Genomic DNA, 19,180 nt, shown 5'->3' on the forward strand with positions numbered 1-19,180 from the left:
AGCAGTATCGTCTCAAGCACTTCGACGAGGCCCGGTTCACCGCCGGGCCTTTTCTTTTCAGCAGCTACACGGCATGACTTGGCGCATGAGCGCCGACGACAAGATTTTCATCGCCAACGACGTGGTCATCCATCCCGATGACCTCGAGGAAAACTTCATCCGCTCCTCGGGACCCGGCGGCCAAAACGTCAACAAGGTGGCAACCGCCGTGCAACTGCGCTTTGACGCGGCCAACGCGCCGGGGCTGCCCGAGCGGGTGCGCGAGCGCACCATCAAGCTCGCCGGCCAGCGCGCGACCAAGGACGGTGTCATCGTCATCGAGGCCGGGCGCTACCGGACGCAGGAGCAGAACCGCGCCGATGCCCGCGCCAGGCTCACCGCGCTCGTCGCCAAGGCCGCCGAACCACCACCGCCGCCGCGCAAGAAGACCAGGCCGACAAAGGGTTCGGTCGAGCGCAGGTTGAAAACCAAGTCCGGCCGCTCGACAGTCAAGAAGCTGCGCGGGCGAGTCGACGGCGATTAGATCCCAAGTACTGATCCTGCTTCCATTTTGGTTTTGCAGGTGCCAATCTCCGGCAACTGCCACAGCAAGGGAGACCACGAATGGGCATGTTCGATTTCGTCAAGAATGTCGGCAAGAAGCTTGGTTTCGGCGACGATGAGGCGCCGAGCGCCGACACGCTGAAGAAGGAACTCGACTCGCACAAGCTCGGCACGGACAACGTACAGGTCGTGGTCAAGGGCGACACCGCCGTGCTGACCGGCGTGGTCAAGGACCAGTCGATTTTCGAAAAGGCTGTTATCGCCGTCGGCAACACGCTTGGTGTGTCCAAGGTGCAGGCCGATGAGTTGAAAGTCGTGGCGCCGGATTCGGGCCTCAAGCTCGACGGCAATGTCGACATGACCGAACTGGTCAAGGCGGCGACACCGGCCAAGGCGCCGGTATTCTACACGGTCAAGAAGGGTGACAACCTGTCGAAGATCGCCGAAGCCCAGTACGGCAAGGGCAAGGCGTCGAAATACACCGTCATCTTTGAGGCCAACAAGCCGATGCTGTCGCATCCCGACAAGATCTATCCCGGCCAGGTGCTGCGTATCCCCGATATCGCGACGGCCTGATCCGAAACCTCATTCGATGCGGAACGGCGGCTTTCGGGTCGCCGTTTTGCTTTTCAGGTGGCATTGTGGCCGGCCAATTCAGGCGAGGTATCCGTGCTCGTATTGCCCAAAGGCGTCCGCCACATGCCCGGCTTCCTCACCCGCGAGGCGCAGGAAAAGCTTGTCGAAAGCATCCGTGAGGTGGTGAAGGCAGCACCGCTCTACACGCCCGCCATGCCGAAAACCGGCAAGGAAATGAGCGTGCGCATGACCAATTGCGGCTCGCTCGGCTGGGTCACCGACAAGGAGCGCGGCTATCGCTACCAGCCGACCCATCCGGTCAGCGGCGAACCATGGCCGCAAATCCCCGAGGCGCTGCTGGGTCTATGGCGCGAAGTTGCGGGCTATCCGCATCCGCCGGAAGCCTGCCTGGTCAATTTCTACACCGAAACTGCCAAGATGGGCCTGCACCAGGATCGCGACGAACGCGAGTTCGACGCCCCTGTCGTCTCGGTGTCGCTGGGCGACGCCTGCCTGTTCCGCGTCGGCGGTGTCAGGCGAGACGACCGCTCGGTGTCGTTCCGGCTTGAAAGCGGCGACGTTGTGGTGCTGGGCGGGGAGGGGCGGCTCGCCTTCCATGGCGTCGACCGCGTCTATCCGATGACCTCGGCGCTGTTGAAGCAGGGCGGGCGAATCAACCTGACGCTTCGGCGGGTGACGAAGCCGGCCGCAGTGTAACCGCCGATCGGGTCGAATCCTCAAAGCTTGCGGATCGCCACTTCTTCGACGAGATGGCCAGCACCCTTCTTGAGGATCAGGTCGGCGCGCGGGCGCGTCGGAAGAATGTTCTCGCGCAGGTTCTTCAGGTTGATGTTGGCCCAGAGCCCTTCGGCAATCGCCCGTGCCGCATCTTCCGACAGCTGTGAATAGCGGTGGAAGAAGGACTGCGGATTGCGGAAGGCGGTCTCGCGCAGCCGCATGAAGCGGTCGATGTACCACTCGTGGATGATCTGCTCGTCGGCGTCGATATAGATCGAGAAGTCGAAGAAATCGGAGACGAACGGCACGAACTTGCCATCCTTGGGCAGCTCACGCGGCTGCAGCACGTTGATGCCCTCGAAGATCAGGATGTCGGGGCGGTCGACGCTGACGAACTCGCCGGGCATGACGTCATAGGTCAGATGCGAGTAGACAGGGGCGCGGACATTGGGCTGGCCCGACTTGATGGCCGAGAGGAAACGCAGCAGCGCGCCGACGTCATAGCTGTCGGGAAAGCCCTTGCGCTCCATCAGATTGTCGCGGCGCAGGACCTCGTTGGGGTGGAGGAAGCCGTCCGTCGTGACGAGATCGACCTTCGGGCTCGACGGCCAGCGGGTCAGCAGCTCTTTCAGGATGCGCGCGGTGGTCGACTTGCCGACGGCGACCGAGCCGGCCATGCCAATGATGAAGGGGGTCTTGGTGCCCTTCTTCTCCGAGTTGAAGAAGCGCTGGCGCTGGCGAAACAGCTGCTGGCTGGTCTCGACATGGGCCGACAGCAGTCGCGACAGCGACAGGTAGATGCGGCGGACTTCCTCGAGGTCGATCGGCTCATACATCGAGCTCAGCCGCCCAACCTCGTCCTGGGTCAATGTCATCGACATGTCGGCGCCAAAGCCCGCCCAATGCTCGGCGGAAAAGAACCAGTAGGGGGAATATTTGTCCGTCGGCGCGAGCTGATCCATCGAATCTTCCCTGCAGGTCCTGACTGGGGTCAGACTTCGTTGTTGCGCGAGGCCTTTTCGGCAATTCCGGACTGCGAGGTGCGCCGCTCCAGCTCGGCCATCACGTCAGTCATCGGAATGCCGGCGACGGCCAGCACGACGAGCCAATGATAAAGGAGATCGGCACTTTCCGAAACGAGGGCGCCATCGTCGCCCTTGACCGCGGCGATCACGGTCTCGACCGCCTCTTCGCCAAGTTTCTTGGCCGCGCGCTCCATGCCCGACTGGTAGAGCTTGGCGGTCCAGGAACTGGCATCGCCCGAGCGGGCGCGCTCAGTGACGATCTTTTCCAGATCGGAAAGGGAGAATGCGCTCATCTGGGCCTCGGCAGTCTATCTATTTGTTGTAGCATGATCTTTTCCGAAAACCGGTTTCCACTTTTCGGGATCATGCTAATCAACCAATGGGATCGAGCCGCATCGGCAAGCCCGCTTTTGCCATGTGTGCCTTGGCCTCGGCAATGGTGTAGGTGCCGAAATGGAAGATCGAGGCGGCGAGAACGGCGGTGGCATGGCCGTCGCGGATGCCAGCGACCATGTGGTCGAGATTGCCGACGCCACCTGAGGCGATGACCGGCGCGCGCACCGCGTCGGCCACAGCACGGGTCAATGCGATGTCGTAGCCGATCTTGGTGCCGTCGCGGTCCATCGAGGTCAGCAGGATTTCGCCGGCGCCGAGGTCGACGACCTTGCGGGCGAATTCGACGGCGTCGATGCCGGTGCGCTCGCGGCCACCATGGGTGAAGATTTCCCAGCGATCGGTCTCGTTCGCCGCTGAAACCTTCTTGGCGTCGATGGCAACGACGATGCACTGGTTGCCGAACTTGTCGGCGGCCTCGGCGACGAAGGATGGGTTCTTCACCGCCGCCGTGTTGATCGACACCTTGTCGGCCCCGGCCAAAAGCAGCTTGCGGATGTCTGCGACCTGGCGCACGCCACCACCGACCGTCAGCGGCATGAAGCACTGCTCGGCGGTGCGGGCGATGACGTCGAAAATGGTCTCGCGGTTGTCGGACGAGGCGGTGATGTCGAGGAAGCAGAGTTCGTCGGCACCCGCCGCATCATAGGCCTTGGCGGCCTCGACCGGATCGCCGGCGTCGATCAGATCGACGAACTGTACGCCCTTCACTACTCGACCATCTTTCACATCGAGGCAGGGGATGACGCGGGCCTTGAGGGTCATGGCCGCTCCTCGAACAGGCCCGGCTCTGGCTTCAACTCGCCGCGCAGGATCGCCAAAGCCTGGACCGGGTCGATGCGGCCGTCGTAGAGCGCGCGGCCGGAGATGGCTCCTTCGAGCTTCTTGGCATCGGGCATCGTCATGCGCACGATGTCGGCGAGCGAGGCGAGGCCGCCGGAGGCGATGACCGGGATCGACACCGCCTCGGCAAGATCGATGGTCGAATCCCAGTTGATGCCGGCCAGCACGCCGTCGCGGTCGATGTCGGTGTAGATGATGGCTGCGACGCCGGCACCCTCGAACTTCCTGGCAAGCTCCACGACGCCGAGGCTGGAGGCTTCGGCCCAGCCCTCGACGGCAACCTTGCCGCCCTTGGCGTCGATGCCGACGGCGACCTTGCCGGGGAATTTACGGCAAGCTTCCTTGACCAGTTCAGGATTGCGCACGGCCACCGTGCCTAAGATGACGCGGGCGAGGCCCTTGTCCAGCCAGCCCTCGATATGGGCGAGCGTACGGATGCCGCCGCCGAGCTGGACCGGGTTCTTCGTCGCCTTGAGGATTGCCTCGACCGCCGCGCCATTGACGCTCTCGCCGGCGAAGGCGCCATTGAGGTCGACCACGTGCAGCCACTCGAAGCCCTGGTCCTCGAAGGCTTTCGCCTGGGCGCCGGGATCATCGTTGTAGACGGTCGCCTGGTCCATGTCGCCGAGCTTGAGGCGCACGCACTGGCCATCCTTGAGGTCGATGGCGGGGAAAAGGATCATGCTCAGACGCCTTCAACGATGACGAACTTGCCGATGGAGGCGGCGTGGCGAAGCTTCACCACTTCCTGGTATTCCGGCGAGTGGTAGCAGGCCACCGCCTGCTCGTAGGACTCGAACTCGACGACGACATGGCGATTGCCGGTCGGGCCCTCGGGATCGTCGTGACGGCCGCCGCGAACGATCAGCTTGGCGCCGTATGGAGCGATTGCCGCGCCATTGCTGGCGACATAGGCGGGATAGGCCTCGGGGTCGGTGATCTCGATCATCGCGATCCAGTAGCCCTTCTTCGTCGTCATGGCTTCCACCTCAGGAAATTGGCAATGAGAGCGAGGCCCAGCGCCTGGCTCTTTTCGGGATGAAACTGGGTGCCGACAAGGTTGTCACGCGCCACCGCAGCGGTGACCCGGCCGCCATAATCGGCGGTGGCCAGCACTTCTTTTTCTTTGCTCGCATCGAGATGGTAGGAGTGCACGAAATAGGCGTGCAGGCCCTGGGGTCCGGTGGTGATGCCGTCGAAGACCGGATGGGCATGTTTCACGTGAATCGTGTTCCAGCCGATCTGCGGAATCTTCAGCGTCGGGTCGGTCGGCGTGATCTCCTTGACGTCGCCCGCGATCCAGCCAAAGCCGTTGGTAACGGTCTTTTCCAGCCCGCGTTCGGACATCAGCTGCATGCCGACGCAGATGCCGAGAAAGGGATGCGCCTTGCGGATGGCGACCTCCTCGACCGCCTCCCACATGCCTTCGACGGCGCCAAGGCCGCGAGCACAATCGGCATAGGCGCCGACGCCTGGAAGCACGATGCGGTCAGCCGACCGCACCCGCTCGGCATCGGCGGTGAGCTCGATCTCGGCCGCGATGCCGGCCTCGCGGGCGGCGCGTTCGAAGGCCTTGGTCGCCGAGCGCAGATTGCCCGAACCGTAGTCGATGATGGCAACGCGCATGTCAGTTTCTTCCGGGATAGTGCAGGAGGCCGAGGGCGGCGCCTGAGGGCGGTTGGCGTGGGGCCGCAGTCGGCGCGATGGTCATCGGCGCCGACAGCTTTTCTTCAGCCACGTCGTCGGCGGCGTAGAGGTAGCGCAATTCGGCGGCCTCGATGGTGTCGGCCTCGATCACGCCCCACTGGCGCCAGCCGGCACGGCGAAGCGCAGCGACCCTGAGTGCACCGCCCTCCAACCCGACATAGAGCGAGATCAGCAGCGACAGAAGCGGCACGGCTGCGATCAGCCCGCTCCATTCGCCGACAGCGCCCAAAGCGAGGGTGACGGCAAAAGTCACCGCCGCCAGAACCCAGAGACGGTGCCACAGCATCCACAGCAGCGGAGCGATGAAGCCGAAGAAATAAAAGCCGTCGCGGACGAAGACGGCACCTTCCGAAGCGTTTTTTCCTGCCGAAACAGGCGGCTCCATGACGACATGGATGGCCATGGCTATCCCTTCAGGCTGCCCTTGGTCGAGGGTACTGCGTCAGGCTGGCGCGGATCGCTTTCAAGGGCCATGCGCAATGCGCGCGCCACTGCCTTGAAGCAGGTTTCGGCGATGTGATGGTTGTTGGCGCCGTAAAGGTTGGTGACGTGCAGCGTGATGCCGGCATTCTGGGACAGCGCCTGGAAGAACTCGCGCACCAGCTCGGTATCGAAGGTGCCGATCTTGGGCGCCGAGAACGTCACGTCCCAGACCAGGAACGGCCGGCCCGACACGTCGATTGCGGCGCGCGTCAACGTCTCGTCCATGGCGAGGTCAATCGAGGCATAGCGCATGATACCGCGGCGTTCGCCCAGAGCCTTGGACAGCGCCTGGCCGATGGCGATGCCGCAATCCTCGACGGTGTGGTGGTCGTCGATGTGCAGGTCGCCCTTGGCCGTGACCTTCATGTCGATCAGCGAATGCCTGGAGAGCTGGTCGAGCATATGGTCGAAGAAGCCGACGCCGGTCGACATTTCCGAACGGCCGGTGCCATCGACATGGACCGAGACGGAGATCTCGGTTTCCTTGGTCTTGCGGCTGACTTCGGCGGAACGGGGGGCCATTGGCGGGTCCTTGTCCTGTAAAACGTCAGCCTAATAACAGCATGATCGGCCGCTTGCCAATCGCTGGGAAAGGGCATTTCGTCGATAGGCGCGCGGATTTGCATTCCTTGCGCCGCGTCATACATAAGACGCCAACTTCCACTCGTAACGCGCAAGCTGCCAAAGAGGGGCCGCGCGCCACGGAGCAACATATGTCCAATGAACAGAGCATGCACGCCACGACCATCGTGACCGTGCGCAAGGGCAATAAGGTGGTCATCGCCGGCGACGGCCAGGTCAGCCTCGGCCAGACCATCATGAAGGGCAATGCCCGCAAGGTCCGCCGCCTCGGCAAGGGCAATGTGATCGCCGGTTTTGCCGGCGCCACCGCCGACGCCTTCACGCTTCTCGAAAGGCTCGAAGCCAAGCTCGAGCAGTATCCCGACCAGCTGACACGCGCCTGCGTCGAACTCGCCAAGGACTGGCGCACCGATCGCTACCTGCGCCGCCTCGAGGCGATGATGCTGGTGGCCGATAAGAACGTGTCGCTGGCGCTGACCGGCACTGGCGACGTGCTGGAGCCGGAGTTCGGCGTCATGGCCATCGGCTCGGGCGGCAATTATGCACTCGCCGCAGCCCGCGCGTTGATGGACACCGACAAGGACGCCGAGGAGATCGCCCGCAAGGCGATGCAGATCGCCGCCGACATCTGCGTCTACACCAACCACAGCTTCGTGATTGAAACGCTCGATGCCGAGTGAGGCAGCCGCCCAGTATGACTTCCGCCCGGTCACCAAGGCCGACCTGCCCGTCATCAAGGCATGGCTGGCCGAGCCGCACGTCGCCGAATGGTGGGACGATCCCGAGACCGAGATCGCCCAGATCAAGGAACACATCGACAGCATCTCGGTCGAGCCGCTGATCATCGAACTGGACGGCAAGCCGATCGGCTACCTCCAGAGCTACGATCCGCATATGGAGGACGACCATCCCTATCAGGACCAGCCCTTCGGCACGCTCGGCGTCGACCTGACGATCGGCGTGCCGGGTCTGGTCGGCAAGGGCCATGGTTCGGCGATCCTTGCGCAGTTCGTCGAGGAGCTGTTCGAGGAGGGCGTGCCGCGCGTGATCATCGACCCGCACCCCGACAACAAGCGGGCGATACGGGCCTATGAAAAGGCCGGCTTCGTGGCCTTCGACACGCGGACATCCGAGTATGGTCCGGCACTGATGATGGCCCGTGAAGCCGACGTGGAGGATTTCGACGCGTGAGCTTGGAGCAGGACGCGGCGGTGCAGCGCGAGCGCTGGTGGCTGCTGATTGCAGCGCTGCTCATCGCCGGGCAAGCAGCGGCGCTCTACTGGATGGGGCGGACGCCGATCTGCGAATGCGGTACGGTCAAGCTGTGGCACGGTGTGGTGCAAAGTTCGGAGAACTCACAGCACATCTCCGACTGGTACACCTTCTCGCACATCATACACGGCTTTCTGTTCTATGCGCTGTTGACCTGGCTTATGCCGAAGAGCTCGCTCGGGTTCCGCCTGGCGGTTGCTGTCGGCATCGAGGTGGCGTGGGAGCTTGTCGAAAACAGCGACTTCATCATCAATCGCTACCGCGAGGGCACCATTTCCCTCGACTATTACGGCGACAGCATCCTCAACTCGGTGTTCGATACACTGGCCATGGTGCTAGGCTTTGTCATGGCAGCGCGGCTTCCGGTCTGGAGCGTCGTTGCGCTGGCCATCTTCTTTGAAATCGGCGTCGGCTACGTCATCCGTGACAACCTGACGCTCAACGTCATCATGCTTGTCCATCCGTTCGATGCGGTCAGGCAGTGGCAGGCGGGGACGCTATAGTGAACAAGCTTTCGACAGCGCCAGAAACGGTTGCCATATCGCCCGACGCTCTGCGTTCCGCCATAGCGAACGGGTTGGTGAGTTCCGAGCAGGCGGAAGGGCTGCGCGAACTGGAACGGGCCAGAACGCCGGCATTCGACGCCGAACCCCATGACGACGAGAAGTTTCGCTTCATCAGCGGCTTCAGCGACATCTTCGTGACCATCGGCCTGGGACTGTTTCTCGGCGCCCTGGGCTACTTCTCCAGTGACATGATTGGCAACACCGGCATGTTCGCCGTCATCGCCGTGACGAGCTGGCTTCTGGCCGAGTATTTCACGCGACGGCAGCGTATGGCGCTGCCCAGCATCGCGTTGCTTCTTGTCTATGCGGGAGCGGTCTTTTCGACGGTTGCGGAAGCCTTCAACCCCAACCTCAACTTCGGCATGGGTCTCGGCAACCACGGTGGCTTTCCGATCGTTGTCGCCGGACTTGCGACCGCCGCTGCAACCGCATTGCACTACCGGCGTTTCCGGGTGCCGGTGACGATCGCAGCCGGCGTAGCAGCCCTTGTCGCCTCGGCCGTCGGGGTTCTTTTCATGGTCTTGCCGGATTTCGCCGAGCAGGCAGCCAAGCCGTTGCTGCTGGCCTGCGGGCTGGCCGTATTCACCCTCGCCATGCGCTTCGACCTGAGCGATCCGCAGCGCCTCACACGGCGCACCGACATCGCGTTCTGGCTGCACATGCTGGCAGCACCGCTGATCGTGCACCCGCTGATCAGCGGCCTCGTCGGCGAGGGCGGCTCGGACGTCGTCTCGGCGTGGAGCATCCTTGCGATCTTCGTCGGGCTGGCGCTGGTCGCGCTCGTCGTCGACAGACGCGCGATCCTCGTTTCGGGCCTGTCTTATGCCGGCTTCGCCTTTGGCGCCCTGGTCGTCAAGGCGGGCCTGTCGGACAGCGTCGTGCCGTTGACCATGCTGGTGCTCGGTGCGCTGGTGCTGCTGCTCAGTGCCGGCTGGCATGCGCTGCGCCGGACCCTTCTGTCACTGCTGCCTGGCGCCCTTGCGCGCCGGCTTCCAGCCCATACATAAGCCCCAACTGAATATTCGAGAGTATCGACATGTCCACATTCTCCCCCCGCGAGATCGTTTCCGAACTCGACCGCTTCATCATCGGCCAGAAGGACGCCAAGCGCGCCGTGGCCATCGCCCTGCGCAACCGCTGGCGCCGCCAGCAGTTGGAAGGCCAGATGCGCGAAGAGGTCATGCCCAAGAACATCCTGATGATCGGACCCACCGGCGTCGGCAAGACCGAGATCTCGCGCCGCCTGGCCAAGCTGGCCGGCGCGCCGTTCGTCAAGGTCGAGGCGACCAAGTTCACCGAGGTCGGCTATGTCGGCCGCGACGTCGAGCAGATCATCCGCGACCTGGTCGAAATCGCCATCGGACTGGTGCGCGAAAAGATGCGCGAGGACGTCAAGGCACGTGCCCATGTCAACGCCGAGGAACGCGTGCTTGAAGCCCTCGTCGGCAAAACGGCAAGCCCGGCGACACGCGACTCGTTCCGCAAGAAGCTGCGCGACGGCGATCTCGACGACAAGGAAATCGAGGTCCAGGTCGCCGACACCGGCAATGGCGGCATGCCCGGTTTCGACATTCCCGGCATGCCCGGCGGCAACATCGGCGTGCTCAACATCAACGACATGCTGCAAAAGGCGATGGGCGGCCAGCGCACCAAGACACGCAAGACCACCGTCAAGGAATCCTACGCGCTTCTGATCGGCGACGAGTCCGACAAGCTTCTCGACCAGGACGAGGTGGTGCGCCGAGCGCTCGAAGTGACCGAGAACGAAGGCATCGTCTTCCTCGACGAGATCGACAAGATCGCCCGCGGCGACGTCTCAGGCGGTCCATCGCGTGAAGGCGTTCAGCGGGATCTTTTGCCGCTGGTCGAAGGTACGACGGTTGCGACCAAATACGGTCAGGTGAAGACCGACCATATCCTGTTCATCGCTTCGGGTGCCTTCCACGTCTCCAAGCCTTCGGATCTACTGCCGGAGCTGCAGGGCCGCCTGCCGATCCGTGTTGAACTTCGCGCGCTGGAGAAGAACGACTTCGTTCGCATCCTGACCGAGACCGAAGCCAGCCTGATCAAGCAGTACATCGCCCTGATGCAAACCGAAGGCGTCAATCTCGAGTTCACCGACGACGCCATTGATGCGCTCGCCGGCATCGCCGTCGACCTCAACGCCAGCGTCGAGAACATCGGCGCGCGGCGGCTGCAGACGGTGATGGAGCGCGTGCTCGACGAGATCTCCTACGACGCGCCGGACCGCAACGGCACGTCGGTGACGATCGACGCCGCCTATGTGCAAAAGCATGTCGGCGACCTGTCGAGGAACACCGACCTGTCGCGTTTCATCCTCTAGGTATCGGCACCGGCCGGCTCGCCAAACGGGCCGGCCTTGCCCTGCCGTCAGGGCAAGACGTGTGGCCTATTGGTTCCATACGGCCACCTTTCGCGGCCGTGCGGTGACAATATCCTCGACTAAGCCTGGGGCATTTCCTAGTTTGCCCTGACAGAGCTTGGGCAAGCAGCAGCATATGAAACGCGTATTTTTCTCGGCATTTCTCCTGGCGGCAGCCTTCGCCGTTCCGCAGGCATCGGCGGCGACCATTGTCGCGGCTGGAAATGTCCATGCCGAACAACCCGACGTGCCGGGTGCCTCGTCCAAGCGCACCAAGGCCGGCAAGACCACCTTCGATGCCAAATACCGCAAGGTCTACGCGCTGCTGCAGAACGACACCGAGCTGCGCGGCAAGATCAAGACCATGGCGCGCGCCTATGGCATCGACCCGATGCACATCGTCGGCGCCATCGTCGGCGAGCACACCTACAATGTCGATGCCTACGACCGGCTGCAGACTTACTATGTGAAGGCGGTATCCTACCTCTCCAGCAAGCTCACCTTCGCCTATGAAGGCGAGGACATCTCCGACTTCATCAAGCGTCCGGAGTTCGCAGATTGCGCCGGAAAGTCGGGCAGCTACGACTTGTGGGAATGCCGCGAGCGCGTCTGGAACCAGTCGTTCCGTGGCAAGACTGTCGGCAGCACCAGCTTCCCCAACGACCGCTTCAGCGCCACTTTCTTCCAGCCCTTCTATGCCGGCCAGACTTTCGGCATCGGCCAGCTCAATCCGCTGACCGCGCTGCAGATGAGCGACGAGGTCCACAAGGTCTCCGGCCTGCCCAGGCTCGACGAGCGCGACCCGAATGCCGTCTACAAGACGATCATGGATCCCGACCTGACGCTGCCATACGTGGCTGCGACGCTGAAGACATCGATCGACGCCTACAGGAACATCGCCGGCTTCGATATCTCGGGCAATCCGGGCCTGACGGCGACGCTGTACAATGTCGGCAGCCCCGAAGCGCGTGCCTATGCGCTGAAAGCCGAGAACGAGCGGCGCTTGTCCGCCGGCGAGCCGGCAAAACTGCCTGAAGAGAACTATTACGGCTGGCTGGTCAATGACCGCCTCACCGAACTTGAGGCGCTGTTCTAGGTCGCTGAACTACCTGCGCTTCTTGCGCGCGATCGCCTCGCGGACCTGAGCATTCAGTGCCGAAAGTTCGGCATCGTTCAGTTCGTCGATCGCCTCGGCCATCAGATTGGCGAGCTCGGTTGCCGCCGCCGACAGCCCTGCTGTGTCTACCACGACCCTCGGATGCGAGCCCTCGGCCAGTTTCTGCAGCTCCTCGGCATCGTCCCAGATGACATTGAAGTAGCCGATGATCTTCTGGATCATCGCCCAGGTCGGCACGCCACGATGGCCATGCTCGAGCGCCGACAAATAGGCCGCGCTGACGCCGATGCTGGCTGCCATGTCCTTCTGGCTGACACCGCGCTCGCGCCTGAGCTCGCGGATGCGTTCGCCGAGCGGCGTCATGCACCGAGCCTCCGCCTGATCCTGATGTAGAGCGCACCGGAACCGCCATGGTGGCGCTCGGCATGGTCTTGGCTCGAAATCAGCATGCGGAAAGGCGCGGTGTCCAGCCAGGCCGGCACCATGCGCTTCAGAACGCCGTCGCCGCCCTTCGAATTGCCCTTGCCGGTGATGACCAAAACGTAGCGCAGGCCACCGGCATGCGCCCGGCTCAGGAAGGCATACAACAGCGAATAGGCTTCGTCCTGTGTCATACCATGCAGGTCGACGCGGCCTTCAATCGGCAGGCGGCCCTTGGAGAGCTTGTCGCGCGTTGGAACATCGAGCGTATGAGCAACATACTGCCGCTTCGGCGCAGCCGCGGGTGCTGCCACTTGCGCAGGCACCGCCTTGGCGGGTGTCGGGTCCGGCTTGGCAACGACAGGTGCCGGCAGTTCGGGGATTTCAACCGCCCGCCTGCCTTTGAGCGGCGAGGTGGTGCGGGCGATGACGTTCCACAAAACGCGTTCTTCGTCGCTCAGCTTGCCGTCGCGGCGTGGGCTCATGACGTTTCACCGGCAAACAGGGGCTTCGGCAGCAGCGCGAAGAAATCGGCGTCGCTGCGGACGACACCGGCGATCTCGCCCGCTTCGAAACCGGAACCGGCAAACAGGTCGCCACGCGCCGGGCCGGTGATCGCGGAACCGGTGTCCTGGGCGATCATCAGCCGGGCGAAGGGCTCGCAGCCGAATGCCAGCAGTTTGGGCGCTGCGATGAAGAACGGGGTGCCGAAGGTATGGAGCAGGCGGTCGACGGCGACCGAGCGGCCCGGCGTCAGCGGCACCTTTGCCGCGGCGATCGGACCGAATGCTGGATCATCGACCTCGGCATCGCGGAAGAAGATGTAGGAGCGGTTGCGCCACAAGATTTCGTCGACGCGGTGGGGGTTGGCCTTGAACCAGGCCCGGATCGATTGCATCGTTACTTTTTCGAGCGGGATCTCGCCGATTTCGGCGAGAATTCCGCCGGGGCCGGTGAAGCGCTGGCCGGATTTGGCGGCATAGGTGACGCGACGCAGCGAACCGTCGGTCATGTTCAACCGCGCAGCGCCCTGGACGTGGACGAAGAACGCATCGACGCGGCCGCTAACCCAGGCGATCTCCAGTCCCTTGCCAGCCAGTGCGCCTTGTTCGATCGCCGGGCGGTCGAAATACTCGACCAGCCCCTCGGCCGTCAGCCTGGCGAAGGCGAGGTAGGGATCCATGCCGGTCGGGCGGTTTTGGTCATCGATGTCGATCAGGTCGGCCGGGCGCGCCAGCAGCGGCACGCTAAAGGTCTCGGTCCTGATCGGTGACGCTTCGACCTCGGGCTCGTAGAAACCGGTGACAAAACCGTGCTCGCGGCCTTCCGGTGCGACAAAAGCGGGCTGGAAGTGGCGCTCGAAGAACGCTCGGGCTTCGATGCTGTTCGCCGTCGGCCGTTCGCGCGCTTCATCATAGGCCGGGCCAAAAGCGTCGAAAGCAACGCCAAGGGCGCCGCTGCGATAGGGTTTGGTCAGGACGTGGAAGGCAGAACGGCGAAAGGCCTCGAAGGCAGCCAGCTGGTCATCTTCATGCCAGCCGGGCAGGTCGGCGAAACCGACCGGGGTGAATGCGGGCGAGAGCAGCACGGGCTTCGCCCGCCACGCGGATCAGTCTTCTTCCTCGGTGGCGACAAGCTTCCAGTTTGGGTCGCGCGAACGGGTGTCGCGGGCGAAGGTCCAGACATCCTTGACCTCGGCCACGGTCTCCGGATCGCCATCGATGACCTCGCCGGCCTTGTCGCGGGTCGCCGAGATCAGCTCACTGACGATGCGCAAGGTGACATGGGCTTCGCCGCCCTTCATCTCGGCCGAGACGATATCGGCCTTGTCGATGCCGACGAAGGAAGACTGAATCTTCTCCGAGCGGCCCTCACGGTCGGCGATTGCGGCGACAAAGCCGTCGAAGACCTCGCGGGAAAGCAGGTTCTTCAGCGTTTTGCGGTCGCCGTCGGCATAAGCCATGACGATCATCTCGTAGGCCATCTTGGCGCCTTCGACGAAAACCTTGGGTTCGAACGAGGCGTCTGCGTCCTTGATGGCGCGCAGGCCCTTGTTCAGGTCGGTGCCCGGCTTGGCGAAAGCGTCGATGGCGACATAGGCGTCTTCAGCCGGCTCACCGGCGACGCGCTTGCGCTGCGGCAGCGACACCACATTCTCGGGCTTGCCATTGGCGTCCTGAGGCTTGTTGCGAGCTGCGGTGTAAGGATCGAAGGGCGGACGTTCATTGCCTGTGCGGCGTCCAAGCACGTTGCGCAGCTGGAAAAAGATCACCACCGCTGCGATCAGAAAGAAAATCGTGCCGAAATCGAAGAATTCCATATCTTCTGCCGATCCGTCCCTTGTTCGCGGCCGAAGCCAGCTTATGTGCCATTCGCCGGCGCCGCATCTGTGCCGCGCCCGTTAGCCTTGCATATAGAACGCATGCGCCGATCATTCAAATTAAAGGCGCAGCGCCCTATCTAAAGATGTATGCACTATGCCTGTGACCGCATCTGGCGGTCACGTCAACTCAAACCGGACGGATCGACGCTGTTCATGCTGCCCCTCCTGCTCCTTGCCCTGCCTTTGTTCGAGATTGCCGGCTTTGTGGTGGTCGGCAGCGAAATCGGCGTGCTTGCGACCATCGGCCTGATCCTGCTCAGCGGCATCGTCGGCTCGATCCTGCTGCGCGTCCAGGGTTTTGGCGTCATGACCCGGATCCGCACCGAAATGGACGCCGGCCGCGACCCGTCCAAGCAACTCGCCAATGGCGCGATGATCGTGCTTGCCGGCATCCTGCTTCTGATCCCCGGTTTTATCAGCGACATCGTCGGCATCCTGCTGTTCCTGCCGCCGGTGCGGGCGCTGGCCTGGCGCTTCCTGAGCAAGCGGGTGCGCTTCAGCACCGACTTCGGCGGCTTTGCGCGCCGCGGCGGCCCGGCCGGTGGCAAGACCATCGACCTCGACGAGGACGACTTCACGCGCCAGCCCAACCCGAATTCGCCGTGGCGCTCGATCCGCGACGAGTAGTCGAGGGGCTTCCAACACCGGCAAAACCTTGTCTTGGCATGCCGAGCGTGCTAGCCAACCGCGGATTCCAATCCGGGCCGCGTTGCGGCCAAGCCAAGAGGACATGGGCTAATGGCCACGAATGAAGCGCCGGAAGGCGCCAACGGCAACGGTAACGCACAGCAGCCCACGCTCAACGTGCTGGCGCAGTATGTGAAGGATCTCTCCTTCGAAAGCCCCGGCGCTCCGAATTCGCTGCGTGGCCGCGACAAGGCTCCCGGCATCAACATCAACGTCAACGTCAACGCCAATCCGATGACGGACAAGCAGTTCGACGTCAACCTGACGTTGAGCGCGAAAGCCGCCTTCGACAAGGACGTGCTGTTCAACGTCGAGCTGGTCTATGGCGGCGTGTTCCGCATCGACGGCTTCCCGCAGGAGCACATGCTGCCGCTGCTCTTCATCGAGTGCCCGCGCCTGCTGTTCCCGTTCGCGCGCCAGATCATCGCCGAAGCAACCCGCAATGGTGGCTTCCCGCCGCTGATGCTCGACCCGATCGATTTCGCCCAGATGTTCCAGCAGAAGATCGCCGAGGAACAGGCCGCTTCCAAGGTCAAGGTCAGCTAAGACCGCGCCTTCAAGCGTTATCAGTCAAAAGCCCGGCCCCAGCGCCGGGCTTTTTCGTTGGGGTTCAGTTCGGCTCGGCTGATGAAAGCAGCTTGGCCCAAAGCGCCTTTTCGCCAAGGCCGCCGACGAGCTTGTCGTGGGCGGCAAGTTCGGCTTCGCTGAGGCGAGGCGGCAACGGCTCGGGCCGCACGGCGACGACGATCTCGATCTGCCTGGTGTTGCCGCCGCCATTGGCCGACGAAAAGCTCTCCAGCACCAGCGCCGACTGCTTGCCGCCAATCAGCTCGATATAGACCTCGGCCAGAAGCTCGGAGTCGAGCAGGGCGCCGTGCTTGGTGCGGCGGCTGTTGTCGATGCCATAGCGCCGGCACAACGCATCGAGCGAATTCGGCCCCATCGGGTGCTTGCGGCGGGCAAGCGCCAGAGTATCGATCAGCCGGCCCGCGTCGATGGCGGGCTGGTCGAGCCGGGCGAACTCGGCGTTGATGAAGCCAAGATCGAAGGTGCCATTATGCGCGACAAGCTTGGCGCCATCGATGAAATCGATGAATTCGTCGATGATCTCGGGAAAGGTCGGCTTGCCCTCGAGGTCGGCATTCGAGATGCCGTGTACATCCTGCGCGTCGGGATGGACCTGCCGTCCCTGCGGGTTGATGTATTTGTGGAAGGTATTACCGGTCGGGAAGCGGTTGATCATCTCGATCGCGCCGATCTCGATCACGCGATCCTCGCGGTTGTCGAGGCCGGTGGTTTCCGTATCGAAAATGATCTCGCGCACGTGATTCTCCTTGCCGCCAGCATGCCCTCCCGGACAGCCGGCGAACAAGTGCGGCGATTCGCCAGGCTAGGGCTTTCCCACCGTCAAATCGGCAATGATGGTCTCAACAGCAGCCCGCGCCGGCTCAAGCCCATTGCCAGTGTCGACGATGTAGTCGGCAAGCTTGCGCTTTTCAGCGTCGGGAACCTGCTTGGCGAGGATCGCCTCGAATTTCTGTTCGGTCATACCGGGCCGCGCCAGGACCCTTTGGCGCTGGACGTCAGCCGGCGCAGTGACCACCACCACCTTGTCGACGCGGCCTCGGCCGTTGGTTTCGAACAGAAGCGGGATATCGAGCACGGCGATAGCAGCCCCGGCTGCGCGGCTGCGCTCGAGAAAGGCGTTGGCGTCGGCACGAACGAGCGGATGGATGATGCCCTCGAGCTTCTTCAGCGCCACGGCATCGCCCAGCACATGACGGGAAAGCTCGGTGCGGTCGACGACGCCTTGCTTCACCGTTCCCGGGAACGCCGCCTCGATCAAGGGGGCTGCCTGGCCGGCATAGAGGCGATGCACCGCCTCGTCGGAATCGTGGACCGGAACGCCGGCGTCAGTGAACATCTTCGCCGTCGTCGACTTGCCCATGCCGATCGACCCTGTCAGCCCGAGGACGATCATTTCTTGGCGCCCAGGTCGGCGACGATGAGGTTGCGTAGTTCGGCTGTCACTTCGGGCCTGCGGCCGAACCAGCGTTCGAAACCAGGAACGGCCTGGTGCAGCAGCATGCCGAGCCCATCGACGGTCTTCAGCCCACGCGCTCTGGCTGCGGCGAGCAACGGGGTTTCGAGCGGCACATAGACAATGTCGGTGACGATGGCGTGATCGGGCAGGGTGGCAGGATCGGCGGGCAGGCCCTCATTGCCGTGCATGCCAAGTGCCGTCGTGTTGACCAGCAGGGACGCATCGCCAAGCAATTCGGCGGTCGCCGCCTGTGGATGCGCGCTGACGCCGTCGCCGAACTGATCGGCAAGTTCCTCGGCACGCGCGACAGTGCGGTTGACGACGCGGATGTCGGTGAAACCGCGCTGCTTGAGCGCGTGGACGATCGCCCGCGACGCACCGCCGGCACCCAGAACCACGGCGACATCGCCATTGGTGGCCCAGCCGGGCGCAAGATGATCGAGATTGGCGGCAAAACCATAGGCGTCGGTGTTGCCGCCCCACAGGACACCGTCCTCGAGCCACACGGTATTGACCGCACCGATCTGCTCGGCAGCCTCGTCGCGACGCTGGACTGTGGCGAAGGCAGCCTCCTTGTGCGGGATCGTGACGTTGCCGCCGCGCAGGCCTGCAGCAGCAAGCCCACCGACAAACGCCGCAAAATCGGCTGGGGCTACATCGATCGCGGTGTAGCTGCCGTCGATGCCGTAGCTCTTCAGCCAATGGCCATGGATCATCGGCGAGCGCGAATGCGCGATCGGGTGACCGCAGACGAACGCCTTCAGCTCAGCCATCGATGGCCCCGAGCTCGCGCAGCTCGGCCAAGACAGGCAGCAGCGGCAGGCCGACGATGGTGAAATGGTCGCCCTCGACCTTTTCGAACAGCTGGATGCCTTCGCCTTCGATCTGGTAGACGCCGACGCTCGACAGCACCTTGTTGCCAACGCGGGCAAGGTGGCGGCCGATGAAGGCCGGATCGAGCTCGCGCATCGTCAGCGATGCAATCGCAACGTGACGCCACAAGGTTTCGCCGTCACGTACCAGCACCACGGCACTGTTGAGCTGGTGGGTCTGGCCCGAAAGTCTGAGCAGATGCCGGCGCGCGCCTTCCATGTCTTCCGGCTTGTGGAACACTTCGTCGCCGAGCGACAGCGTCTGGTCGCAACCGAGCACCAAGCGGCCGGGATGCTCTTCACTGACCGCAACCGCCTTGGCCTCGGCCAGTACCAGGGCTACCTCTTCGGGCGTCGCACCACTTTCGGCCAGCGGCGCTTCCAGTGCCCGTTCGTCGAGATCGGCCGGGATCGCATCGACGGCCACGCCGGCATTTTCGAGCATGGCTTTGCGGAAGGGACTTCCGGAAGCAAGAATGAGTTTTTCGGTCACTGGCTTTGCCTGAAAACGAACCGCGCAGGCGGCGTTGCTGGGTGCTTTCGGTC

27 protein-coding genes are annotated in these 19,180 nt (G+C 63.3%); 11 read left to right on the forward strand and 16 right to left on the reverse strand.

The genetic code is table 11. The features are described 5' to 3' along the window. Positions 1-85 precede the first annotated feature (85 nt). The 3 genes from arfB to IHE39_RS08425 all read left to right on the forward strand — a co-directional run bounded on the left by arfB (position 86) and on the right by IHE39_RS08425 (position 1,836). Positions 86-523 carry an alternative ribosome rescue aminoacyl-tRNA hydrolase ArfB gene (gene arfB, locus IHE39_RS08415; protein ID WP_184768419.1) on the forward strand — a complete coding sequence of 146 codons (438 nt, stop codon included), beginning with the start codon at positions 86-88 and terminating at the stop codon, positions 521-523. Positions 524-603: 80 nt separating this feature from the next. After that, positions 604-1,119 carry a peptidoglycan-binding protein LysM gene (gene lysM / locus IHE39_RS08420; RefSeq protein ID WP_184768418.1) on the forward strand — a complete coding sequence of 172 codons (516 nt, stop codon included), beginning with the start codon at positions 604-606 and terminating at the stop codon, positions 1,117-1,119. 93 nt (positions 1,120-1,212) lie between these two features. After that, the gene (locus tag IHE39_RS08425) at positions 1,213-1,836 is read left to right on the forward strand and encodes an alpha-ketoglutarate-dependent dioxygenase AlkB family protein (RefSeq protein ID WP_184768417.1); all 624 of its coding nucleotides are present in this window, start codon (positions 1,213-1,215) and stop codon (positions 1,834-1,836) included. A gap of 20 nt (positions 1,837-1,856) precedes the next feature. Here the strand turns inward: IHE39_RS08425 and coaA are convergent, their stop codons facing one another. The 8 genes from coaA to hisB all read right to left on the reverse strand — a co-directional run bounded on the left by coaA (position 1,857) and on the right by hisB (position 6,830). After that, positions 1,857-2,819 carry a type I pantothenate kinase gene (coaA, locus tag IHE39_RS08430; protein ID WP_184768416.1) on the reverse strand — a complete coding sequence of 321 codons (963 nt, stop codon included), beginning with the start codon at positions 2,817-2,819 and terminating at the stop codon, positions 1,857-1,859. A gap of 29 nt (positions 2,820-2,848) precedes the next feature. Then, entirely contained in the window at positions 2,849-3,175 is a 327-nt protein-coding gene (locus tag IHE39_RS08435; protein WP_192566168.1) for a phosphoribosyl-ATP diphosphatase, read from the reverse strand. 79 nt (positions 3,176-3,254) lie between these two features. Further along, positions 3,255-4,040 (reverse strand): imidazole glycerol phosphate synthase subunit HisF, encoded by a 786-nt coding sequence (gene hisF, locus IHE39_RS08440; RefSeq protein ID WP_184768414.1) that lies wholly within the window; start codon positions 4,038-4,040, stop codon positions 3,255-3,257. Next, positions 4,037-4,801: a 1-(5-phosphoribosyl)-5-[(5-phosphoribosylamino)methylideneamino]imidazole-4-carboxamide isomerase gene (hisA, locus tag IHE39_RS08445; protein WP_192566169.1), complete on the reverse strand. Its 765-nt coding sequence runs from the start codon at positions 4,799-4,801 to the stop codon at positions 4,037-4,039. The genes hisF and hisA overlap by 4 nt, the downstream gene beginning before the upstream one ends. Before the next feature lie 2 nt (positions 4,802-4,803). Then, positions 4,804-5,097, reverse strand: a complete 294-nt coding sequence (locus tag IHE39_RS08450; RefSeq protein ID WP_184768412.1) for a DUF1330 domain-containing protein — start codon at positions 5,095-5,097, stop codon at positions 4,804-4,806. Next, entirely contained in the window at positions 5,094-5,744 is a 651-nt protein-coding gene (hisH, locus tag IHE39_RS08455) for an imidazole glycerol phosphate synthase subunit HisH (RefSeq protein ID WP_192566170.1), read from the reverse strand. The genes IHE39_RS08450 and hisH overlap by 4 nt, the downstream gene beginning before the upstream one ends. Before the next feature lies 1 nt (position 5,745). Continuing rightward, on the reverse strand, positions 5,746-6,228 hold the full coding sequence (locus IHE39_RS08460; protein ID WP_192566171.1) for a DUF2628 domain-containing protein: 483 nt from the start codon (positions 6,226-6,228) through the stop codon (positions 5,746-5,748). A 2-nt stretch (positions 6,229-6,230) separates the two neighbouring features. Continuing rightward, positions 6,231-6,830, reverse strand: coding sequence for an imidazoleglycerol-phosphate dehydratase HisB (hisB, locus tag IHE39_RS08465; RefSeq protein ID WP_192566172.1), 600 nt, complete (start codon positions 6,828-6,830; stop codon positions 6,231-6,233). Positions 6,831-7,021: 191 nt separating this feature from the next. Between hisB and hslV the strand changes: the two genes are divergently transcribed. From hslV to IHE39_RS08495, 6 genes are all read left to right on the forward strand, one after another. Then, positions 7,022-7,570, forward strand: coding sequence for an ATP-dependent protease subunit HslV (hslV, locus tag IHE39_RS08470; RefSeq protein WP_184768408.1), 549 nt, complete (start codon positions 7,022-7,024; stop codon positions 7,568-7,570). Next, the gene (locus IHE39_RS08475; RefSeq protein ID WP_192566173.1) at positions 7,560-8,081 is read left to right on the forward strand and encodes a GNAT family N-acetyltransferase; all 522 of its coding nucleotides are present in this window, start codon (positions 7,560-7,562) and stop codon (positions 8,079-8,081) included. The genes hslV and IHE39_RS08475 overlap by 11 nt, the downstream gene beginning before the upstream one ends. Continuing rightward, positions 8,078-8,665, forward strand: coding sequence for a DUF2585 domain-containing protein (locus IHE39_RS08480; protein WP_192566174.1), 588 nt, complete (start codon positions 8,078-8,080; stop codon positions 8,663-8,665). Before IHE39_RS08475 ends, IHE39_RS08480 begins: the two co-directional genes overlap by 4 nt. Continuing rightward, a complete protein-coding gene (locus IHE39_RS08485; protein ID WP_343070072.1) occupies positions 8,665-9,735 on the forward strand; it encodes a hypothetical protein in 1,071 nt (356 codons plus the stop codon). The genes IHE39_RS08480 and IHE39_RS08485 overlap by 1 nt, the downstream gene beginning before the upstream one ends. A gap of 29 nt (positions 9,736-9,764) precedes the next feature. Beyond that, positions 9,765-11,072, forward strand: a complete 1,308-nt coding sequence (gene hslU / locus IHE39_RS08490; RefSeq protein WP_184768404.1) for an ATP-dependent protease ATPase subunit HslU — start codon at positions 9,765-9,767, stop codon at positions 11,070-11,072. 175 nt (positions 11,073-11,247) lie between these two features. Then, complete coding sequence (locus IHE39_RS08495) at positions 11,248-12,207, forward strand: DUF1402 family protein (RefSeq protein WP_192566176.1); 960 nt, start codon at positions 11,248-11,250, stop codon at positions 12,205-12,207. 9 nt (positions 12,208-12,216) lie between these two features. Here IHE39_RS08495 and IHE39_RS08500 read toward each other — a convergent pair whose 3' ends face one another. The 4 genes from IHE39_RS08500 to IHE39_RS08515 are packed head-to-tail and all read right to left on the reverse strand — an operon-like array spanning position 12,217 to position 14,968. Next, positions 12,217-12,591 (reverse strand): helix-turn-helix domain-containing protein, encoded by a 375-nt coding sequence (locus IHE39_RS08500; RefSeq protein WP_184768402.1) that lies wholly within the window; start codon positions 12,589-12,591, stop codon positions 12,217-12,219. Beyond that, positions 12,588-13,133 (reverse strand): Smr/MutS family protein, encoded by a 546-nt coding sequence (locus IHE39_RS08505; protein WP_184768401.1) that lies wholly within the window; start codon positions 13,131-13,133, stop codon positions 12,588-12,590. The genes IHE39_RS08500 and IHE39_RS08505 overlap by 4 nt, the downstream gene beginning before the upstream one ends. Next, positions 13,130-14,236 (reverse strand): murein transglycosylase A, encoded by a 1,107-nt coding sequence (gene mltA / locus IHE39_RS08510; RefSeq protein ID WP_184768400.1) that lies wholly within the window; start codon positions 14,234-14,236, stop codon positions 13,130-13,132. Before mltA ends, IHE39_RS08505 begins: the two co-directional genes overlap by 4 nt. A 21-nt stretch (positions 14,237-14,257) precedes the next feature. Further along, the gene (locus tag IHE39_RS08515; protein ID WP_192566177.1) at positions 14,258-14,968 is read right to left on the reverse strand and encodes a Tim44/TimA family putative adaptor protein; all 711 of its coding nucleotides are present in this window, start codon (positions 14,966-14,968) and stop codon (positions 14,258-14,260) included. A gap of 216 nt (positions 14,969-15,184) precedes the next feature. Here IHE39_RS08515 and IHE39_RS08520 point away from each other — a divergent pair, with 216 nt between their 5' ends. Both IHE39_RS08520 and secB read left to right on the forward strand, forming a co-directional pair. Beyond that, the gene (locus tag IHE39_RS08520; RefSeq protein WP_192566178.1) at positions 15,185-15,658 is read left to right on the forward strand and encodes an FxsA family protein; all 474 of its coding nucleotides are present in this window, start codon (positions 15,185-15,187) and stop codon (positions 15,656-15,658) included. A gap of 111 nt (positions 15,659-15,769) precedes the next feature. Then, complete coding sequence (gene secB / locus IHE39_RS08525) at positions 15,770-16,264, forward strand: protein-export chaperone SecB (protein WP_067955790.1); 495 nt, start codon at positions 15,770-15,772, stop codon at positions 16,262-16,264. 64 nt (positions 16,265-16,328) lie between these two features. Here secB and dnaQ read toward each other — a convergent pair whose 3' ends face one another. The 4 genes from dnaQ to IHE39_RS08545 form a co-directional block, all read right to left on the reverse strand. Continuing rightward, complete coding sequence (gene dnaQ, locus IHE39_RS08530) at positions 16,329-17,042, reverse strand: DNA polymerase III subunit epsilon (protein ID WP_192566179.1); 714 nt, start codon at positions 17,040-17,042, stop codon at positions 16,329-16,331. A gap of 66 nt (positions 17,043-17,108) precedes the next feature. Continuing rightward, entirely contained in the window at positions 17,109-17,699 is a 591-nt protein-coding gene (gene coaE / locus IHE39_RS08535; protein WP_184768396.1) for a dephospho-CoA kinase, read from the reverse strand. Beyond that, positions 17,696-18,535, reverse strand: coding sequence for a shikimate dehydrogenase (locus IHE39_RS08540; RefSeq protein WP_192566180.1), 840 nt, complete (start codon positions 18,533-18,535; stop codon positions 17,696-17,698). The genes coaE and IHE39_RS08540 overlap by 4 nt, the downstream gene beginning before the upstream one ends. Continuing rightward, positions 18,528-19,127, reverse strand: a complete 600-nt coding sequence (locus tag IHE39_RS08545; RefSeq protein ID WP_192566181.1) for a Maf-like protein — start codon at positions 19,125-19,127, stop codon at positions 18,528-18,530. The genes IHE39_RS08540 and IHE39_RS08545 overlap by 8 nt, the downstream gene beginning before the upstream one ends. Positions 19,128-19,180 lie beyond the last annotated feature (53 nt).

Source organism: Aminobacter carboxidus, from assembly GCF_014863355.1.
Classification (GTDB): Bacteria; Pseudomonadota; Alphaproteobacteria; order Rhizobiales; family Rhizobiaceae; genus Aminobacter; species Aminobacter carboxidus.

Bases quoted from the DNA above. Each gene is read 5' to 3' on its own strand.
- hisA (WP_192566169.1), bottom strand. From the start codon at position 4,801: ATGATCCTTTTCCCCGCCATCGACCTCAAGGATGGCCAGTGCGTGCGC.
- IHE39_RS08435 (WP_192566168.1), bottom strand. From the start codon at position 3,175: ATGAGCGCATTCTCCCTTTCCGATCTGGAAAAGATCGTCACTGAGCGC.
- coaE (WP_184768396.1), bottom strand. From the start codon at position 17,699: ATGATCGTCCTCGGGCTGACAGGGTCGATCGGCATGGGCAAGTCGACG.
- IHE39_RS08540 (WP_192566180.1), bottom strand. From the start codon at position 18,535: ATGGCTGAGCTGAAGGCGTTCGTCTGCGGTCACCCGATCGCGCATTCG.
- IHE39_RS08495 (WP_192566176.1), top strand. From the start codon at position 11,248: ATGAAACGCGTATTTTTCTCGGCATTTCTCCTGGCGGCAGCCTTCGCC.
- hisF (WP_184768414.1), bottom strand. From the start codon at position 4,040: ATGACCCTCAAGGCCCGCGTCATCCCCTGCCTCGATGTGAAAGATGGT.
- IHE39_RS08500 (WP_184768402.1), bottom strand. From the start codon at position 12,591: ATGACGCCGCTCGGCGAACGCATCCGCGAGCTCAGGCGCGAGCGCGGT.
- IHE39_RS08450 (WP_184768412.1), bottom strand. From the start codon at position 5,097: ATGACGACGAAGAAGGGCTACTGGATCGCGATGATCGAGATCACCGAC.
- hisH (WP_192566170.1), bottom strand. From the start codon at position 5,744: ATGCGCGTTGCCATCATCGACTACGGTTCGGGCAATCTGCGCTCGGCG.
- lysM (WP_184768418.1), top strand. From the start codon at position 604: ATGGGCATGTTCGATTTCGTCAAGAATGTCGGCAAGAAGCTTGGTTTC.
- IHE39_RS08520 (WP_192566178.1), top strand. From the start codon at position 15,185: ATGCTGCCCCTCCTGCTCCTTGCCCTGCCTTTGTTCGAGATTGCCGGC.
- hisB (WP_192566172.1), bottom strand. From the start codon at position 6,830: ATGGCCCCCCGTTCCGCCGAAGTCAGCCGCAAGACCAAGGAAACCGAG.
- hslV (WP_184768408.1), top strand. From the start codon at position 7,022: ATGTCCAATGAACAGAGCATGCACGCCACGACCATCGTGACCGTGCGC.
- secB (WP_067955790.1), top strand. From the start codon at position 15,770: ATGGCCACGAATGAAGCGCCGGAAGGCGCCAACGGCAACGGTAACGCA.
- IHE39_RS08475 (WP_192566173.1), top strand. From the start codon at position 7,560: ATGCCGAGTGAGGCAGCCGCCCAGTATGACTTCCGCCCGGTCACCAAG.
- hslU (WP_184768404.1), top strand. From the start codon at position 9,765: ATGTCCACATTCTCCCCCCGCGAGATCGTTTCCGAACTCGACCGCTTC.
- IHE39_RS08505 (WP_184768401.1), bottom strand. From the start codon at position 13,133: ATGAGCCCACGCCGCGACGGCAAGCTGAGCGACGAAGAACGCGTTTTG.
- coaA (WP_184768416.1), bottom strand. From the start codon at position 2,819: ATGGATCAGCTCGCGCCGACGGACAAATATTCCCCCTACTGGTTCTTT.
- arfB (WP_184768419.1), top strand. From the start codon at position 86: ATGAGCGCCGACGACAAGATTTTCATCGCCAACGACGTGGTCATCCAT.
- IHE39_RS08515 (WP_192566177.1), bottom strand. From the start codon at position 14,968: ATGGAATTCTTCGATTTCGGCACGATTTTCTTTCTGATCGCAGCGGTG.
- IHE39_RS08460 (WP_192566171.1), bottom strand. From the start codon at position 6,228: ATGGCCATCCATGTCGTCATGGAGCCGCCTGTTTCGGCAGGAAAAAAC.